General features: G+C 56.2%; 13 protein-coding genes. 5 read left to right on the top strand and 8 right to left on the bottom strand.

Annotated elements, in window-relative coordinates:
• Window positions 1-9 precede the first annotated feature (9 nt).
• Both gltX and SH678x_RS10285 read right to left on the bottom strand, forming a co-directional pair.
• A complete protein-coding gene (gltX, locus tag SH678x_RS10280) occupies window positions 10-1,581 on the bottom strand; it encodes a glutamate--tRNA ligase (protein ID WP_496922818.1) in 1,572 nt (523 codons plus the stop codon).
• A gap of 108 nt (window positions 1,582-1,689) precedes the next feature.
• Window positions 1,690-2,727, bottom strand: a complete 1,038-nt coding sequence (locus SH678x_RS10285) for a hypothetical protein (RefSeq protein WP_496922819.1) — start codon at window positions 2,725-2,727, stop codon at window positions 1,690-1,692.
• Between the two features lie 426 nt (window positions 2,728-3,153).
• Here SH678x_RS10285 and SH678x_RS10290 point away from each other — a divergent pair, with 426 nt between their 5' ends.
• The 4 genes from SH678x_RS10290 (at window position 3,154) to SH678x_RS10305 (ending at window position 8,047) form a co-directional block, all read left to right on the top strand.
• Window positions 3,154-5,454 carry a diguanylate cyclase gene (locus tag SH678x_RS10290; RefSeq protein ID WP_496922820.1) on the top strand — a complete coding sequence of 767 codons (2,301 nt, stop codon included), beginning with the start codon at window positions 3,154-3,156 and terminating at the stop codon, window positions 5,452-5,454.
• A gap of 36 nt (window positions 5,455-5,490) precedes the next feature.
• Complete coding sequence (locus tag SH678x_RS10295; RefSeq protein ID WP_496922821.1) at window positions 5,491-5,802, top strand: hypothetical protein; 312 nt, start codon at window positions 5,491-5,493, stop codon at window positions 5,800-5,802.
• Window positions 5,803-6,050: 248 nt separating this feature from the next.
• Window positions 6,051-6,662 (top strand): superoxide dismutase, encoded by a 612-nt coding sequence (locus SH678x_RS10300; RefSeq protein ID WP_496922822.1) that lies wholly within the window; start codon window positions 6,051-6,053, stop codon window positions 6,660-6,662.
• Window positions 6,663-7,027: 365 nt separating this feature from the next.
• Window positions 7,028-8,047, top strand: a complete 1,020-nt coding sequence (locus SH678x_RS10305) for a hypothetical protein (RefSeq protein WP_496922823.1) — start codon at window positions 7,028-7,030, stop codon at window positions 8,045-8,047.
• A gap of 90 nt (window positions 8,048-8,137) precedes the next feature.
• Here SH678x_RS10305 and SH678x_RS10310 read toward each other — a convergent pair whose 3' ends face one another.
• From SH678x_RS10310 to SH678x_RS10325, 4 genes are all read right to left on the bottom strand, one after another.
• Entirely contained in the window at window positions 8,138-8,461 is a 324-nt protein-coding gene (locus tag SH678x_RS10310) for a DUF6793 family protein (protein WP_496922824.1), read from the bottom strand.
• A gap of 258 nt (window positions 8,462-8,719) precedes the next feature.
• The gene (locus tag SH678x_RS10315; protein ID WP_496922825.1) at window positions 8,720-9,691 is read right to left on the bottom strand and encodes a GGDEF domain-containing protein; all 972 of its coding nucleotides are present in this window, start codon (window positions 9,689-9,691) and stop codon (window positions 8,720-8,722) included.
• A 9-nt stretch (window positions 9,692-9,700) separates the two neighbouring features.
• The gene (locus SH678x_RS10320; RefSeq protein WP_496922826.1) at window positions 9,701-9,865 is read right to left on the bottom strand and encodes a hypothetical protein; all 165 of its coding nucleotides are present in this window, start codon (window positions 9,863-9,865) and stop codon (window positions 9,701-9,703) included.
• A 146-nt stretch (window positions 9,866-10,011) separates the two neighbouring features.
• The gene (locus SH678x_RS10325; RefSeq protein WP_496922827.1) at window positions 10,012-12,024 is read right to left on the bottom strand and encodes a hypothetical protein; all 2,013 of its coding nucleotides are present in this window, start codon (window positions 12,022-12,024) and stop codon (window positions 10,012-10,014) included.
• A gap of 410 nt (window positions 12,025-12,434) precedes the next feature.
• Here SH678x_RS10325 and SH678x_RS10330 point away from each other — a divergent pair, with 410 nt between their 5' ends.
• Window positions 12,435-14,279, top strand: a complete 1,845-nt coding sequence (locus SH678x_RS10330; RefSeq protein ID WP_496922828.1) for a redoxin domain-containing protein — start codon at window positions 12,435-12,437, stop codon at window positions 14,277-14,279.
• A 57-nt stretch (window positions 14,280-14,336) separates the two neighbouring features.
• Here SH678x_RS10330 and SH678x_RS10335 read toward each other — a convergent pair whose 3' ends face one another.
• On the bottom strand, window positions 14,337-15,131 hold the full coding sequence (locus SH678x_RS10335; RefSeq protein WP_496922829.1) for a rhamnogalacturonan acetylesterase: 795 nt from the start codon (window positions 15,129-15,131) through the stop codon (window positions 14,337-14,339).
• Entirely contained in the window at window positions 15,128-16,675 is a 1,548-nt protein-coding gene (locus tag SH678x_RS10340) for a right-handed parallel beta-helix repeat-containing protein (protein ID WP_496922830.1), read from the bottom strand. The genes SH678x_RS10335 and SH678x_RS10340 overlap by 4 nt, the downstream gene beginning before the upstream one ends.
• Window positions 16,676-16,701 lie beyond the last annotated feature (26 nt).

Below are 16,701 nucleotides of genomic sequence, written 5' to 3' on the forward strand. Positions count from 1 at the left end.
AAGGCTCTCTCAGGATGACTTGATTTCGGCCAATGCTCGGTCGATGCGGGCGAGGCAGCGCTCGCGGCCTAGGATGGCGAGTGTTTCGAAGAGCCCGAAGCCAACTCCTTTGCCGGTGACTGCCACGCGGACTGCGTGAACGATGTCGCCGATCTTGATGCCCTTTTGTTCGACGAACGATTTGAGCGCGTGTTCCAAGGTTGCTGCGTCGTAAGGTTCAACGGTTGCGAGCACTTCGCGGAACTCGGCCAAAAGTTGCGGTGCGCCAGCGGCGTTTTTCAGACGCTTATCAAGCGTCTTCTCATCGTACGTGAGTTTGTCGTCGGTGGTGTAGAAATCGTCGTAATCGAGAATATCCCCCGCGACTTTGATACGGTCGCCGGCGGCTTCGACGATTTGCGATAAATAAGGCGCAGTCTCGCACGGCGGCGGGCTGGAGACGAAGCCTGCTTGTTGCAAGTAAGGAAGCACGAGCGCGACCTTTTGCTTAAGCGGTAGCTTTTGCATCGCGCGATCTTGAAACGCGAAAAGCTTTTGCGGATCGAAACTCGCGGGGGCTTTGTTCACTCGTTCCAGTGAGAAATGCTCGATCATTGCGGCGCGGGTGAACTCGTCGGTTTTGTCGTCGAGCGACCAGCCGAGCAGTACGAGATAATTGAGAATCGCGTCGGGCAGGAAACCGATTTGCTCGTAGAAATCGACGATCACCGGGTTGAAGGTGTCGCTCTCAACGGTGAGCCCCAGGCGGTCGGCGATGCGTTGGCCGTGGTCTTTGAGTGAGGCGAAATCTTTGTTCTTAAGATACTTATCGAGCTTGCGCTTGCTGAGTTTGTTTTTGCTGCCGGGTTCGGCGACATAGGGCAAGTGGGCATACTCGGGAAGCGAGTAGCCGAGCGATTGGGCGATAAAGATTTGCCGGGGCGTGTTGGAAAGATGCTCTTCGGCGCGGATCACGTGCGAAATCTGCATGTCGTGGTCGTCGACCACCGAAGCGAGGTGATACAGGCAGGTGCCGTCGGCGCGTTGAACGACGTGATCTTGTTCGCCCGCCCAGGGGAAGCGGACCTCGCCGCGGATGAGGTCGTTGATCACAAGCTCGCCCTCACGCGGCATCTTCAAACGCACGACCCCTTGCCGACCTTCGGCGGCAAAGCGCGCCGCATCGGCCTCGGTTTCCGCCATCCAGCGCCGGCTGTAAGTGAATTGTTTGCCGGAAGCTTGGGCCGCTTCGCGTTCGGCTTGAATTTCTTCGGTCGTGGCGAAGTCGCGATAGGCATGGCCACTGGCCAGCAATTGCGCGGCTGCGGCTTGATACTTCTCGCCCCGCTGCGATTGATAATAGGGGGCGTGTGGACCGCCCACTTCGGGGCCTTCATCCCAATCGAGCCCCAGCCACTCGAAGCCGTGTAAAATCGGGGCCAGCGCGGCCTCGACGTTGCGTTGTTGATCGGTATCGTCGACGCGCAGCAGGAATTGGCCGCCATGCTTGCGGGCAAAGAGCCAATTGAACAGGGCCGTGCGGACCCCACCGATATGGAGGTAGCCGGTGGGGCTGGGAGCAAAACGCGTGCGAACAGTCATGGCATTCAATTGAGTTGAGAATTGTGGCTAAGCAACCACTATCTCTCACGAAAGCGAGACTGTCTACCGCGGACTTCCGTCGGCGGCTAGGACAGGATTTCAACCGAATCAAGCGGCACGGAAGCAGCCTTTGCGGAGCCGTTTGCGGTCGGCCTTGCTCAGCGGACGGTCGTCGTCGGAGTAGTCGTCCTCGGGCTCACTGCCGTCGGTCCAAGCGACTTCCTGTTCGTCGTCAGTTGACGAATGGCTGCTGGATGAACTGGAATTCCGCGACGATGACTTAGCATCGCTCGCGGGCTTAGCAACTTCAACTTCGTGCTCGATGAGGCCCTGGACGTCGAGTACCACGTAGCGAGCGGTCAGCAAGGTTCCCGCTAACGCACACATGCAGCCGATGAGCGGCAAGGAACGGGTGAGCGTGTCGGCCCACAGGGTTGAGCTTATTGGCGACCAACCGGCCGCACAGATGGCAGCGATAGTAAAGCTCGCAGCCGACAGGGCGAACATCATGAGTGCCGTGCGACATTCGGCGGCATCGCGAATCAAACGTGCGAAAATCCAACCACCAACAAGTGCCGTCGGCACGAGCCACCAAGCGGCATCGCCCCCGAGCGGATGAAAGCCCGTGACGTGGCCCGCCGCATGAGCGAGCAAGCTGTGGAGCGCGATGACGCAATTCGCGCTCAGCACAATGGCCAGCAAGCTGGCATGATGCCAAACACGATAACGCCCACGCAAATCATCAAGGCGGTGACGTTTGAGAATGTAAATCACGCGAGCGTAAGCTGCCGCGACGACCAGGGCGATTGCGCTGGTCCAGCCGACGAGCCGGTCGGACATCGTGGCGGTGAGTTCTGTTGGTGTCACGCCGAGCATGCTGCTCAAGGCGTCGGCGTTGTGAGCGATAGTTTCGGCTAAGATGCCTAAGCCCGCGCCGCCGGCCAGGACCAAGCCCATAATGCGGAAACGGCGGGGAACATAGTCGGTGACTTGAGGATGATTTTCGATGTTCGCTCCGGCACCATAGCGCGGCGTGTCGCCGGGGGTGCGGTCAACGTCCGTCCCGCCATATATGACGGTCGACGTGGAGAGATCTTCATTCAGGACGCGACGCAGGCGTCCCCACCGTCCGTTATTGCGTGCCATAAGTCCGCTTAGATGTGATTGCCTGGGAATGCCAATTCAGAAGGATTGAGAAGGGAATCAAAAGATCCCAAGAACTAGCTGCCAAACGATTGGCGCAGTTCGAGAGCGATTCCCTTCCGCACAATCGGAATCGGCATTTTGACTGCACCAGCCGCTACGAACGTGCGCGTGTGCCCGTTGTAGCGATTAGGCAAGATAGTTCGGCGTTTGGTAGCTAGCGTCGTGAGTGTGGGACAATCTGCAGTCGGAAGGTGCGGTGTATCCGCTTCACGCGACCCTGGACGGCTTCGTCTGGGGAAAATGCCAGCCTTAGTGGTAAATCCTGAGAATACTGCGGCTAAAAGTAACCTAGTTTTTGAGTGACAACTGCAATGACCCCGAAGCGTGCGTAACCACGCTTTTGCACTTTCCCACCACGCACAATCCATGGCTGATACCACAATCCCCGCCGCTGCTCTCGATCCAGCCGCGCTCGCGCTGCTCAATGACGAGAATGAGAATCGCTCGCCTCGTCTTTCTTCCACGGAGACACGTGTTGCGGAAATCAGTTCGTTGCTTCACGCCCTGGAAGAAGTCGCGGGTGGGAATGGTTTGGCACCGCGGAAGGACGTTCCGCAGCCCCGGCCGTCTTCGAAATATGAAAACAAACTCGTGCAAGTGCGGCTCGGCATGGCGAGCAGCTTGTTCGTGGCTTTGAGACAAAAGCACCCACAATCTGCCGAACATTCGCTGCGAGTGGCGCTGGGTTGTAGTTCCTGGGCTTTGCATGCAGGGCTCGATGATGAATCACGCGATATCGTGGAAGTCGCCGCTCTGCTGCATGACGTGGGGAAAGTCGGCGTGCCCGATGCGATCCTGACGAAGCCGAGCCGGTTGACCTCTGATGAAGAAACACTCGTGCGACAGCAAGGGGAATTGGGGAGCATGATCCTCGCCGAATGCTGCAGCGACGAACGTGTGCTCAACGCCGTGCGATATGCCCATTTGCGTTACGATGGTCAGGGCGCCGAAGGGGTCCTCATCGCCGAAGCCATTCCGCTGGAAGCGCGGATGATTGCGATTGTCGATGCGTTTGATTCGATGACGACCGATCAAGTCTATCGGCCTGCCTGGTCGAGGGACCGTGCTCTGCATGAGCTGTTCGAGTTCGCTGGATCGCAATTCGATCCGCAACTGGTGAAAGAATTTCAAGACGTTTTGGCCCAGCAGCAGGACGTGCTCTCCAGCCGCGTTGCTGCGCGGTGGCTCAATGATTTGCAGGTTCGCCAGGAACAATTGCCTTGGCAGAACGTCGGGAATTCGAATGTTCCGGCGACCGACAAAACCAGCAAGTCGGTTAGCAAAGGCCGGTCGCTGTTCGAGCAAAAGCTGATCGACACGATGCACGACGGCGTCGTGTTCGTTGATACCCAAGCCAAAATCACGCTCTGGAACAAAGGGGCGGAACAACTTACCGGTATCAGCCGGGGTGCAGCGACGGGCCGCACATTTGCCCCCAGCTTGCTGGAGATGTGCAATCACGGCAACCGGCGGATTCACGATGGTTCGTGCCCAGTGACGCGGGCGTTGCGAACGAATTCGCAGATTCGTCAACGACTGTTGATTCTGGGCCGACAAGGGAATTTGGTGCCAATCGATTTGCACGCGATTCCCGTGGTTGGCCCGGACGGGGGCATTCAAGGCGCGACGATTCTGCTGCACGACGCCCAGCCGGAAGCCACACTCGAAGAACGCTGCGAAGCTTTGCATGCCGAAGTGACCCGCGATCCCTTGACCCGAGTGGCCAATCGGGCGGAGTTCGACCGGATGCAGGCGCTCTTTATTGAAGCGCACGAACAAGCCAAGCAACCTTGCAGCTTGATTATGATCGATATCGATCATTTCAAATCAATCAACGACACGTTTGGTCATCAGGCCGGCGACGAAGCGATCATCATGGTCGCCAACTTGCTGGCCACGATGTGTCGGGCGGGTGATCTGGTCGCACGTTACGGCGGTGAAGAATTCTCCGTGCTGTGTGCTGACTGCAACAACGCCGATGCGGCGCGACGGGCGGAAGAAATTCGCAATAAGCTTTCCGAGACGCCGCACTCGTATTTAGGTAATAAACGAATTACGGCGAGCTTCGGTGTGACCGAACTGCAAGCCGGTGACAACTGCGAAACGATGCTTCGACGCGCGGACCGCGCACTTCTCATGGCCAAGGAACAAGGCCGCAACCAAGTCGTGCAATTGGGGAATGGTATGGTAAAGCAAGCCGAGAAAAAACGCTGGTGGTGGTTTGGGAGTCTGACGGCCCAACCGGTGATCGAAACCGAGTTGACCACCGCCGTGCCGATCGACATCGCAATCGCCAAGTTGCGAGGCTTCGTATCGGATCACCAAGCGAAAGTGATTTCCACGCACGAGAATTCGGTGGAGCTGGAGATTTCGAGCGAGAAGGTTTCGTTCGATCGCCGCAAAAGTGATCGCAACGTCGACTTCCGCATCGAGATGGAATTTAGCGAACGCCGCGAAGAACGCAAAAACAACAGTGGGCTGGCCTCGGGCGAATACGCTTCGACGCATATCGAAGTGAAGATTCGCCCTCGCCGGGCCACGAATCGGCGCCGTGGTGAAATTGCCGAACGCGCGCGGTTGATTCTACAGAGCGTGAAGGCTTATCTGATGGCCAAGGAATCGGCCGAACGCGAAGCCGAAGCGGCCGAAGCAACTAAGACATCTTAAACCCCGTAAATTGAGTCCCCTCGACGAGATTGTGTCATGAGAAGTGAAATTTCCGAAATCAAGCGTGCCGTGAAAGTAATTTGCGCGAATGAAATGCGCATGAAGCGGCGACCCTCGATGAATGCACAGAATGCTCCCGCGGAGATGCGTGTGAACACATCTCTGACCACGGCGACGGTTGATGCTGTGTTTGAGGAAGAGATGGTTAGTTTTGTTGGTGAGGGACAGGACGCTAAGCCGCAAGCGGCTCGGGTGGAAAGCTTGGCCGCGCAGTTGGCGGCGCTGGAAAGTCAGTGCCAGAATTTGCGCCAGTTGTTGGCGTTGGCGCCGGCGCAATCTCATAGCTGAGAGCAAATAGTCCAGAGACAAGAGCCAGTTTCTGCGGGTCGCACAAAAAATTTTGATAGTGGCCCCTCTGAATGACTTCTCTCGAGCCAACGTGCGCATTCGTTGGCCGGCTCGCCCATTCTTGGGCCGATTGCCGGTGCAGTCTCAATCCGGTATGCTGCCTTAAGAGCGTGACGCGGCGCTTTGCGCTGTTGCACTCTTGATACGCAACAGAATGCTTTAACAGACAATATAGAAGGAGGTTTGCGATGGCTTATACTCTTCCCGATCTGCCGTATCCGAAGGATGCTTTGGAACCGCACATTGATGCCAAGACTATGGAAATCCACCATGACAAGCATCACAACGCTTACGTGACGAATCTGAACGCGGCACTTGACGGTGCCGGCGTGGCCGAGCAATCGATCGAAGATCTTTGCCGCAACATCGAAAGTGTGCCCGAGAAGATTCGCACGGCAGTGCGCAACAACGGTGGCGGTCACGCGAATCACTCGATGTTCTGGCTGATTATGAGCCCCAAGGGTGGCGGCGAGCCGACCGGTGCGTTGGCCAAGGCCATTGAGAGCGAACTCGGCGGCTTTGCCAAGTTCAAGGAAGATTTCACTAAGGCCGCGACCACGCGATTTGGCAGCGGTTGGGCTTGGCTGAGCGTAACCCCCGCCGGCAAGTTGGTGATCGAAAGCACTCCCAATCAAGACAACCCTTATATGACCGGCAACACGCCGATCTTGGGCCTCGACGTTTGGGAACATGCCTACTATTTGAATTACCAGAATCGCCGTCCCGATTACATCACCGCGTTTTACAACGTGATCGATTGGAATGCCGTGGGTGATCGCTATGCGAAAGCCAAGGGTTGATTGCTAGCATGTTTGGACACTGCTGGGCAAGCCAGCAGTGGCGCCCTTGCTTAGACCAATGATTAAAGCCTGCCACGGAAGTGGCAGGCTTTTTTTCGTAACGGTGGTTCCCAGCAGCTGAGCTGGCAGAGTGAGCAGCGGCTGGAAGCCACTGATACCAAAATGCCGTTGACCCCGGTTGTGGGTTTTCTATAATCCGCCGCGCGCTGTGCTATCGGACTTTGTGCTCAAGAATTGAAATGATTTTCTGTTCGGCGAGGCAGCGACTTGCCGACATAGTCCAATAGTGCGGGTTATAGCACTCGTGTCGGTAGTAATCCCTGGCACGAATAGCGTGACCTGATGCCCCGCGATTGAGCGCCAGGATGGCGCGAAGCAAAAACACAAATCACTTTGAAGGCACGGATGCCATGCGAGTCAGCATTCTTTCGATTGGGCTAGCCTTAGCAATCTGCTGCGGTTCAGTTGGCTGCAAATCAGCTCCTAAGCTGCCCTGGGCGAAAACAGCGAGTACAACCGATGCCGAGAAGGCCAGCACGGTGGCTGGTGCTCCTCAGTTGCCCTCGGAAATCGCGAAACAAGCGGAAGCCTTGGCAGGTGCCGATCCCGTGAAAATCACAACGCCAGTCGTTGCGGCAACGGCTCCGGTGGTGAAATCCGCCAAGGCAGCTGCGACGGCCGCAACCACGGCTCCTGCTTATTCTGCCAGTACGGCTGCTCCGAGTAGTTATCCCACTACCGGTGTGCAAGGATATTCTGCCGCGGCCACTACCGCCCCGGCTGCTACGACGACAGCAACCACAAGCAGTGCCCCGGCCGCTTCGAAGGCAATGCCATACAACCCTTCAGCGGTTCCACCTGCAGCGAGCCTTGCCTCGACACCGGCAACGACCACTCCGGCTGCTCAAACGGATCGTTATGGTATGTCGGCACAAGATCGCTACGCCAGCACTTACCCTACGACAACTGCGCCTACGAGCACGCCAGCCAATTATCCGACGACCACTCCGGCTCCTACACCCAGCAGCTATCCAAACTCCACCAATCTTGCCGCGACTTCACCAGCCGGTTCGAGCACACCGGTGAATGCCACAACACCAGCCAACTCCAGCGTGCCGTTTGCGTCGAATCCGAGTTCACCCGTGTTGGGTGATCGTTACGCGACACAGACGCCAACGACGGCATCGCCCGTCAGCACGTCCATGCCGGCCAGCGCACCCGTGCAGCCAGCTTCAGCGGTAGCGAGTGTGCAGCCCTATCGTCCCGGTGGCACAAGCTCTTATCCGGGAACGTCGGCAAATTATGAAGTCGCCACTCGGCCTGGCACGACGACATCGACAACACCAAGCAGCTATCCCAGCACGGGTGGCGTGCAGTATCGCTAAACGTGGATCGCGTTCTTAGCGTGTGGAAACACTGCTGGGCAAGCCAGCAGTGGCACCCCATGATGCAACGAATTGGTCAGATACTGGCTCTTACCAGCCCATGACCATGTTGGATTCGATCACTTTGCGAGCTTGCTCGAGGTCGGCGCCTGTTTCGTGCATATAAAGACGAATGGCATGCACCTTGTCTCCTTCAGCTTTCGATAAGCAGTCGCGCGCGGTGTGACAAATGTCGAACGAGCCCGACAGGCCTAGCGCGCTCTTGGAGATGACCCACGTATCGCGGGGTCGCTTCGTCATGCGAATGACAGAATCATTGGGATAGGCATCGGTCACGACTGCCGAAGCTTCGTCGTTGTCCTGGGCCCAAGTGATAATGATGTGACTATCCGTTTCAACCTCAAAGAGTGGCATGGCGATCTCCTTTGCATACGGACTTGAGAAGGGAAACAGAACGGCTTAGCTTGTCGGACATCCTAGCGAAGGGCTGACTCAGCGGTCGCGAAGGATGTCTCGCCCATGCTCCAAGTAAGTTTAATTCATTGCCACAATGACCGTCAACTTGCTGGAGAAATTCACGCTATTTCTGACAAGATTGATTGTGGAAAAATAAGTAAGTTGCTGTTGGGCTTGCTTACTGGATGGCGAGATTTGTGATGAGAAAGCCGCGAATTAGTACGTAATTTCAACCGGTTCCTGTAATTCGGCAGGAGCGCCAATAGATAGGTCGGCGGTGTCGATAGCGGGTTTGGTATCATAGGGACGAATCGATTTGCCGGTGTGCTGGTAAAGGCAGCTTTCGCCTTCGCTGCGAGCGCTATACAAGGCCGAATCAGCGCGGTTCAAAAGTTTTTCGGGCGCGTCTTCCTCTTGCGCTTCGACGATCCCGCCGAACACAAGCAGGCCAAGTTCTTGATGGGCTACGTCGAGCAGGCGTTGTGCGAAAATCGTCGCCCCGGCGAGACTCGTTTGTGGCATCAGCACGACGAACTCGTCGGGACTGTAGCGGGCCACGACGTCGGTATCACGGGCTGTATTTTCTAACAATCCGGCCATCGCGCCGATTTGGGCTTTGGTCACTTCGTGAGCGGCATTGCCGACGCAAAAGAGCGCAATCGCAAAGCGGTTAGAATCCACGGAGTGATTTGACAGTAAAACGGAAAGCTGTTCTTCCATCGCGCGGCGATTGCGTAAGCCAGTTTCCTGATCAGTGCGTGAGCCGGTAAACACCATCAGTTGCGATGTTTGCTTGCGGAGATCGTCATAGGCGAGCGATAAATTCGTGGCGAGCTTCATCGTCGGCGTGAGCAGCGTTTCGGCTTCTTGGCTAAGAATTTGCCAGCCGGAATTCGTCGTGCCGTGCTGCACGTCATCAAGCCGCGATTTGAACTGCGCGATATTAGTTTGATGGTTCGCGACGTCATCGAGAATGCGGTTGGCAATTTGTTGCATTTCCCGTGCGATTTGCGAGGCTCGCGAGAGTTCGAGTTGTAGTTGATTATCAATCGGTTGCTCAGCCGTGGCACGGGTGCGATGGCCGAAGAGGTAGCCAATCAGAGCAATCGCGGCGAGCGCGCCGGTGTCGACGAGCCCCCAGTGCAGAGTTTCGAGGAACGCGAAATGGATGGGCGGGACTGTCAACATAGCGTTGTCCTAAAGCGTGCCACGTTGGCTGAAGCCCCGCATACAAAAAAAGCCGAGGACGCAGACAATTCCCAGGACGACCATCCATTCTTGTTGGCTGAGTCCGGAGAACCATTGCCACGTTTCACCTTTGATAGAAACCAGCCAGGCTTGTGCTTCGTAGATGTATTTCATGGAATATTCCTCGTATCAAGGAAACGGACGCGCGCAATGCTCCCCAGGTAAACGATACGTCGCGATCGCGCAGGCTGTGGAGAAGCGGTGCGAAGATGCCCGGCGGCATGGTCGGACTTATCGGCACAATCGGCTGGTGGGAGCGACTAAGGAGTGGTGGGATAGCCGCTCAAGGCGCTGTCGGTGGCGAACGGCGGGGGCAGCACCAATTCCACAGGGGCATCGGGATCGACTGGGGCCGCGGGGTCGGCATCCTGGGCTTTCATCGTATTCTCGACGAACTCCTTGGGGACATTCACACCCACGACTAGCCAATCCTGATCGGCTTGGACGCCCAGGAATTGCAGTGTACTGAGCGAACCGAGTGAACCCCCTTCAGGAATGGAAACGCCGCCCGCATCGAGCACAGGGGCGAAGAAGGCACTCAACTTCTTATGCAAGAATTCGCGTTGGGCCGTCGGTAAGCTGGAATCGAGCTGCACGTCGGCCGTGCGTTCTAAATAGTATTCATCGAATTCATTCTTCACGAGCTCGTAGCGAACCGTGGCAGTAGTGGGTTCGTTGAACTTTTCGCCATCGACTTCGAGCGAAGCAATGTTGAGCGCGAACTGAAATTGATTCGGAGCCGGAATGCTCAATTCGAGCGGACGTGGCTTGGCGGCGATGATCGCCCAACGTGGCGTACGGGCGTGGACCATCAAATCGAGCGGCAACGTCGGTTGCAGGACTTTGGCGTACTGCATGAAGTATTGGTCGGTGAACATTTTCCCCGCCATGATGGTTTCCATCATGTTGTTGAGAAACGACACGTGCATGCGGAAACGAACGTCGCCTTCAGTGAAGTCGAGCGGACATGGCGTGGCCGCGCCGAATTGCTCGCGGCGTTGCGACATGATGTTGGCTGCGATGGCATCGGGTGCGGAAGCCGTGCTATGGAAAAAGGGGCGGGCCCCTTCGCGGACCACGGGGGCAAAAACGTCGCCGAATTCGCTGGCGTTGCCCTGCATGCGGGCGATCTCGGCCTTGATTTCGTCGATGGCCTCGCCGACCTTCTCGTCCATTTCGTTTTCCAGCACCTGGACGGCCTTTTGGCGGGCCCGCTTGCTGATGTGCGTTTTATTCTCGGGATCGTTAATGCGACGTTCGCCCATTCGTTGAATGAGGAAATTATCGGCGTTGATATTCGTGACGCGGGTGCGCACGCGGGGGTGAATGGATGTTTCGCCCATTTCGATTCCCGTGGGTCCGAAGGTGACCGGTTTGCTGGCCTTCATCGGGCCGATCGTGCGGATGTTAAACGTCACTGGCCCCGCATCGGCATGGCAATGGGAATCGACTTCGCCGTTGTAAACGATGCTGAGCTCCGCTTGGAGATCATTGGGGACGAGTTCCAGCGAGATCTCCCCCACGGTGTGGGCCGTGCCGCGGACGTGAACCATGCGAGGTATTTGAAACCGCCGCGTGGGGGGCGCTTCACCACTGTCAGCCACGGGCAAACTCTGTTTGACCTCGGGGCTTTGCGTCGACATGAAATTGAAGACCAAATTTTTGCCGACAAGAATCTGTGCGTTGGGGTGCGAAAGTTGGGCCCGCAAAGCGGCCACTTCGGTCGTGAGTTGTTGTGTCCGTTCTAGCCATCCCAACGTGCGTCCCAAGGCTGCGGCCTCGGCGTCGGTCGGATTGTCCAGCAAGTCGGTAATTTGTTGGCGAGCGGTCGCGACTTGGGCATTGAATTGCTGCTGTAAGTCGGATTGCGACAGGGTATAAGCCGCATCGAGATAGGCGTCGGTTTTTTCGCGCAAATTGGCGTAGAACGGAAGTTCCATCCCTTTGCGATTGGAATACATCCACCGCCGGGCGAGTTCAATTTCTGCGAGATTGATCTCGGCGAGCGGCACTAAGTTCTTTTCTAGCAACGACCAACGGAGATGCTCTTTCCAGGGATCCGCGTAGGCCGAGCCCAGGGCTTCGAGCGCGGCGGCGACGGTTTGCATTTCGTCGCGGAGGGCATCTTGGGTTTCGTAGAACCACGAAACTGGGGGGGCGGCGAACTTTTCTTCCGCACCGTCGAGAATGGCGCGCGGATCGCTGAGTTCTTGAGCCAGAGACTGGCCCCCGAAAATTATTGTGCCAAGAATGAGAAGGAGGGAGCTTCTCATGAGCAGGCGGGCAATGGTGCAATACATATCAATGAGTTCCAAGCGGCGTGCTGGTTAGGTTTCGTTTTTCCTGTCCAGCTAGGTACTGGTGGCCGGCATGAGTCAACTCTGGTTGTCCAGCCACCAATTATGTGATTCCTCCGCTATCAACTGCGATGTTTAGCATTACATCGGCAGTTGGCTCCTTGTGTCCTTGGCATTTGCGACATATGGCACCTAAGTGGTCAATTCCACAAAAACATTCGAATCCAACTTGCGTTTAAGATTCGGCACTTCCCGTGCCGTATGTTTTTCTGTTGCAGATACCCTGATCACAATGACCGCGGTACGTTTTCTTGTGGAAACATAGGTTGCAATTAATCTTCATTGTGATTAGCGGGAACACGTAGTGCTAATAAGGTTGGCCAAAAATGAGTAAGAAATTCCTTCTACGACATGCCATACCGGTTCTGACGATTGTGATGGTTTTCACAATCGCAAGGACGCAGGCGGCTGCCCCCCCCGAACTCACGGGTCGGTGGGGCGACACCCGCGTGCCGGAGCAATTGACCTACAACTACCCCAGCAAGAAGAACCAGGCGCTGGTGGTGGTGACCTTTTCGACGCAGTGCCCACTCGTGCGGCGACTGGTCCCCAACCTGAACGAGCTGCAAAAGCAGTACGACGAGGCGGGGATCCAATTCATCGGGCTGTTCACCAACGGTAACGACGAAATCGCGAAAATCGCCGAGTACGCGCTCGACAACGAGTTGATGTTTCCGGTGTTCAAGGATGACGAAGCGAACCCCTGGCACGAACAGTTAGGGCTAACAAAAACCCCCCAAGTGGTGGTGCTCGATACCCGCGAAGGTTTTGATCCCAACAAAATCTTCTATCGCGGGCAAGTTAACGGTATGTGGTTCGGCGGGGGGAGTTCGCAGAGCAAGCAGAATTATCTTGCCGACGCCCTGGCTGCCTTTGTGAAAAACGAAAAAGCTCCGATCGCTGAAACCGCGGCCTCGGGTTGCGACATCGCCAAGAAGACGGTCCGAGATTTGAGCAAACATGCTGGGGTTACTTATCACAAGGAGATCGCCCGGCTGGTGCAAGACAACTGTGTGAGTTGCCACCGCGCAGGCGAGTCGGGGGCGGAGTTGTTCAGCGCTTTCGATTCTTATGAAACCGTCGCGGGGATGAGCCAGGTCATGCTGAGCCGGATCGAGAATCGGATTATGCCCCCTTGGCATGGCATTACCGATCCCAACAACGGTGGCTTCCAGCACGACGTCCGTTTGACAGACGACCAGATCAACATGTTTCGGGCCTGGGTCGCGGCGGATTGCCCCGCGGGTGATCCGGCCGATGCCCCCGAACCACGTAAGTGGCCGAGCCCCGACGAATGGGCCATCGGGACACCCGACTTCGTGTTTGAGATGGAAGAACCCTATGTCGTGCCGCGATTCCGCTTAGACGAATACCAGTTCTATCGCATCAAAGCCAACTTTGCTGAAGATCGCTACATTCAAGCGATCGAGCTGAAGCCGGGGAATAAAGCCGTCGTGCACCATATCGGCGCGATCGTCGGTCCGCATAGCGACAAGCAGTTAGAAGCCACCAAGGCGATGTTCGAGTTGTATGGACTCACCGGCGACAAGGTAAAGAAGATCGGCGATTACGTTGCCGGCGATCCGTTCAATTCGCGGATCTATCCGGAAGGCTACGCCTTGCGACTGCCGGCGGGGCACGATTTGTTCTTCGAGATGCACTACACCCCCACTGGGCAGGCCGAGGAGTCCGACGTTTCGCGGATGAGCATCAAATGGGCCGAGCAAAAGCCCGAGCACGTGTTGGAGACCAAGGTTTTCAATCGCAAGGACATCCGCCTGCGTCCACACGACATGCACTACGGAAAGGCGAATTATTATCAGTTCCCCACCGACGTGTTGATTCATGCCTTGGCCCCGCACATGCACTTCCGAGGCAAGGACTTCCTGCTTTACAAGGCGACCAACCCGGGTACGCCCGAGGAAAAACGGGAGCTGATTTTGAAGGTCCCCGCGTACGACACCAACTGGCAGCGGACGTATGAGTTCGTGAACCCGATCCGGCTCAAGGCCGGTGATGCGCTATATTCGGTGACGCACTTCGACAATTCGCACTACAACCCCAACAACCCCGATCCCGAGAAGTTAGTGCGATTCGGCTTGAAGTCCGAGCAAGAAATGCTCAACCTGCGGGTGAAATACGAAGAAGTCGACTTCGGCAAGACTTACTAAGCGGTTTCAAAAACCGTGGGCTAGCGCCCCGCCGCTGATGAAATCAGCAGCCACGCGCTAGCGTCCGGTTTTGTTTGGCATTTGAACTCCGCTCGAAACAATCGGTGTTCGCAAGTGTTTGGCTAGCGGCAATTTGAGGCGTTGGATTTCTTCGACAGCGAGTTCAGCAACCCTCCGCGCCCCGAATTCCGAGTAATGCGTATCATCGGCCAGCCCGTCGGGAAGTTCCGGATGCTCACCGATTGAGAACCAGAGATGCAGCTGCTTGGAATCTGCTTCGCCCAGCTGCGACTCAAGTTCGGCGGTCCGTCGCTCGAGTTCGAGCAGTGGCACAGCTTCTTCCTGTGCAATCTTGCGCATTGCCGCGGGGTAATCGCCATGTGTTGGGACCAATTTACCCTCGAGCCACTTACGACGCGCGACGGGCGTTGCCAATACGGGCATCGCACCCCCTGCCCTGGTTTCGCGTAATAATCGGCGTAAGTTGTCGCTGTATTCCTCATGCGGGTGAGTAAAACGGGTAGGATCCAACTCTTTTTCGTCGTTGTGCCCGAACTGAATAATTACCCAATCGCCCGGCTTAAGCCGATCGACGACTTTCTGCCAACGCCCTTCTTCGAGAAACGATTTTGTGCTCCGCCCGTTGACCGCATGGTTTTCGATGTTGGCCGACTGCAAGACAAAATCGCGAAATCCTTGTCCCCAACCGCGTAAAGGAAGGTCGATGTCTGGGTTATCAGCCATTGTCGAATCTCCAACAAGGTGAATTGTTGGATTAGATCCATCGGCATGAACAGCTATGCAGCTAAAAAGTAAAAGCTTTATCGCCAACAACAATCCAATACGATTCACGCTGCATGTCTCCGCACGATGCCTAGCGAACTCAATGCCAAGCCCATTATTGCCAGACTGCCGGGTTCCGGCACGGCGGTTATGCCCGAAACTTCCAGCGAGTTGCCATACTGATCGTGCCAGATTGCCAGATCGAGTTCATTCACCTGGCCGTCGCTGTTGGCATCGCCGGTGGCGAGTGACGCTGGACCACCGAAGCCGCGTTGCCAGATGAGAAAGTCACGGCCATCGACGTCGCCATCGCCATCGAAATCGGCGCTTTCGAGAAAGATTGGTGAAGTCTCGAAAGCACCAAGATCAGGCGCGGTTCCGTTGAAGGGCAAGCCCACGTCCGTACCGGCATCAATCAAGTTGCTGTCGGCAGCAAGGCGTAAGAAATTGCTGATGGGCAAGCTCCCGTCAGCGTTTCTAGGACCGCGGGCAATTGAATCGTCCAAAGACAAGAAATCCGCGGCGTTGACGGGAATGCCGTTCCACGTATTGAACGAATGAACAACTCCCGACAAAAAGACGTCGCTGCTGTTGCCGCTGTAGGAAATGTTGTTTTTCAGGACATGGAGATTGTCAGTCTGAGAGGCGGTTTCGTCGAAATACCAATTTCTGTTGTTGTCGAAACCGATCGAATTGTTAACGACTACGCCGGTCCCATTGCCGTTGATGTCGATGCCATTGTTATTTCCCCAGGCGATGACGCGGTTGAGAACATGTGCGCCACCATCCTGGCCCAGTTTAAAGCCCGTGGCATCTCCCTGAAAATTCCCGGCGTTGAGATCGCCATTTTCGAGGGCATCCTTGGCTAAGAACTGCGGAAGCAGGATGCCGTTGTCAAACGCCCAAGAATCTTCGACGATAGCGCCGCCATTGCTACCCCACATATCCCAGCCATCATCGGAATTCCCCCAAGCACGGCTGCCACGAATCGTGTTGCCGGGGCCCAGATCTTCAAACTTGATGGCGAAGCCGTCGGCATTCTCGCCGTTGGACGAAGGGTCGTAATTCTCATAAGAGTCTGCGTTGAGAATCAAATTGTGCGCGGCGAAGCCGCTGAGTTGCAGTCCCGAATCACCGTTCCAGCGCGTTGTCATTTGCTCGAACTTGCCATAGTTGGCACCGCTCCAAATGCCGTTGTCGCGCGTATTTTGAATCGTGAGGCCTTTAATATGCAAGTAATCAGCACCCTCGTCGATTTGGATGCCGCGACCGCTCGAACCGCCCCACGCAACCGTCATGCTATTGAAATCAAGCACGGGGGCTTCCCCGGGATACGCCCAGATGTTGACCGGACTCCCCTCAAGGCCACCCTCATTGCTGCGAATTTGGATGCGTGAATTGAGGTTATAGGTGCCACCACGAACGAACAACGTGTCGCCGGGATTGATTTGATCGATGGCAAAATCAAAAGTTCCCCAGGGGCTGCCGATCGAGCCACCGTTGGCGTTGCTACCGCCCGGTGCGATGAAGTATTCCGCTGCCTGCGTGTGACCAGCTGCTAAGACGATGCCTATCGCGCATGCCGTGATGACCGCTTGATTCCAGCTTCGCATTCTCTGTTCCATCCGAAATCGATTGC

The sequence above is a fragment of the Bythopirellula superficialaquae genome (assembly GCF_059632245.1).

Coding starts and splice junctions, on each gene's coding strand:
- gltX (WP_496922818.1), bottom strand. CDS start 1,581: ATGACTGTTCGCACGCGTTTTGCTCCCAGCCCCACCGGCTACCTCCAT.
- SH678x_RS10285 (WP_496922819.1), bottom strand. CDS start 2,727: ATGGCACGCAATAACGGACGGTGGGGACGCCTGCGTCGCGTCCTGAAT.
- SH678x_RS10290 (WP_496922820.1), top strand. CDS start 3,154: ATGGCTGATACCACAATCCCCGCCGCTGCTCTCGATCCAGCCGCGCTC.
- SH678x_RS10295 (WP_496922821.1), top strand. CDS start 5,491: ATGAGAAGTGAAATTTCCGAAATCAAGCGTGCCGTGAAAGTAATTTGC.
- SH678x_RS10300 (WP_496922822.1), top strand. CDS start 6,051: ATGGCTTATACTCTTCCCGATCTGCCGTATCCGAAGGATGCTTTGGAA.
- SH678x_RS10305 (WP_496922823.1), top strand. CDS start 7,028: ATGGCGCGAAGCAAAAACACAAATCACTTTGAAGGCACGGATGCCATG.
- SH678x_RS10310 (WP_496922824.1), bottom strand. CDS start 8,461: ATGCCACTCTTTGAGGTTGAAACGGATAGTCACATCATTATCACTTGG.
- SH678x_RS10315 (WP_496922825.1), bottom strand. CDS start 9,691: ATGTTGACAGTCCCGCCCATCCATTTCGCGTTCCTCGAAACTCTGCAC.
- SH678x_RS10320 (WP_496922826.1), bottom strand. CDS start 9,865: ATGAAATACATCTACGAAGCACAAGCCTGGCTGGTTTCTATCAAAGGT.
- SH678x_RS10325 (WP_496922827.1), bottom strand. CDS start 12,024: ATGAGAAGCTCCCTCCTTCTCATTCTTGGCACAATAATTTTCGGGGGC.
- SH678x_RS10330 (WP_496922828.1), top strand. CDS start 12,435: ATGAGTAAGAAATTCCTTCTACGACATGCCATACCGGTTCTGACGATT.
- SH678x_RS10340 (WP_496922830.1), bottom strand. CDS start 16,675: ATGCGAAGCTGGAATCAAGCGGTCATCACGGCATGCGCGATAGGCATC.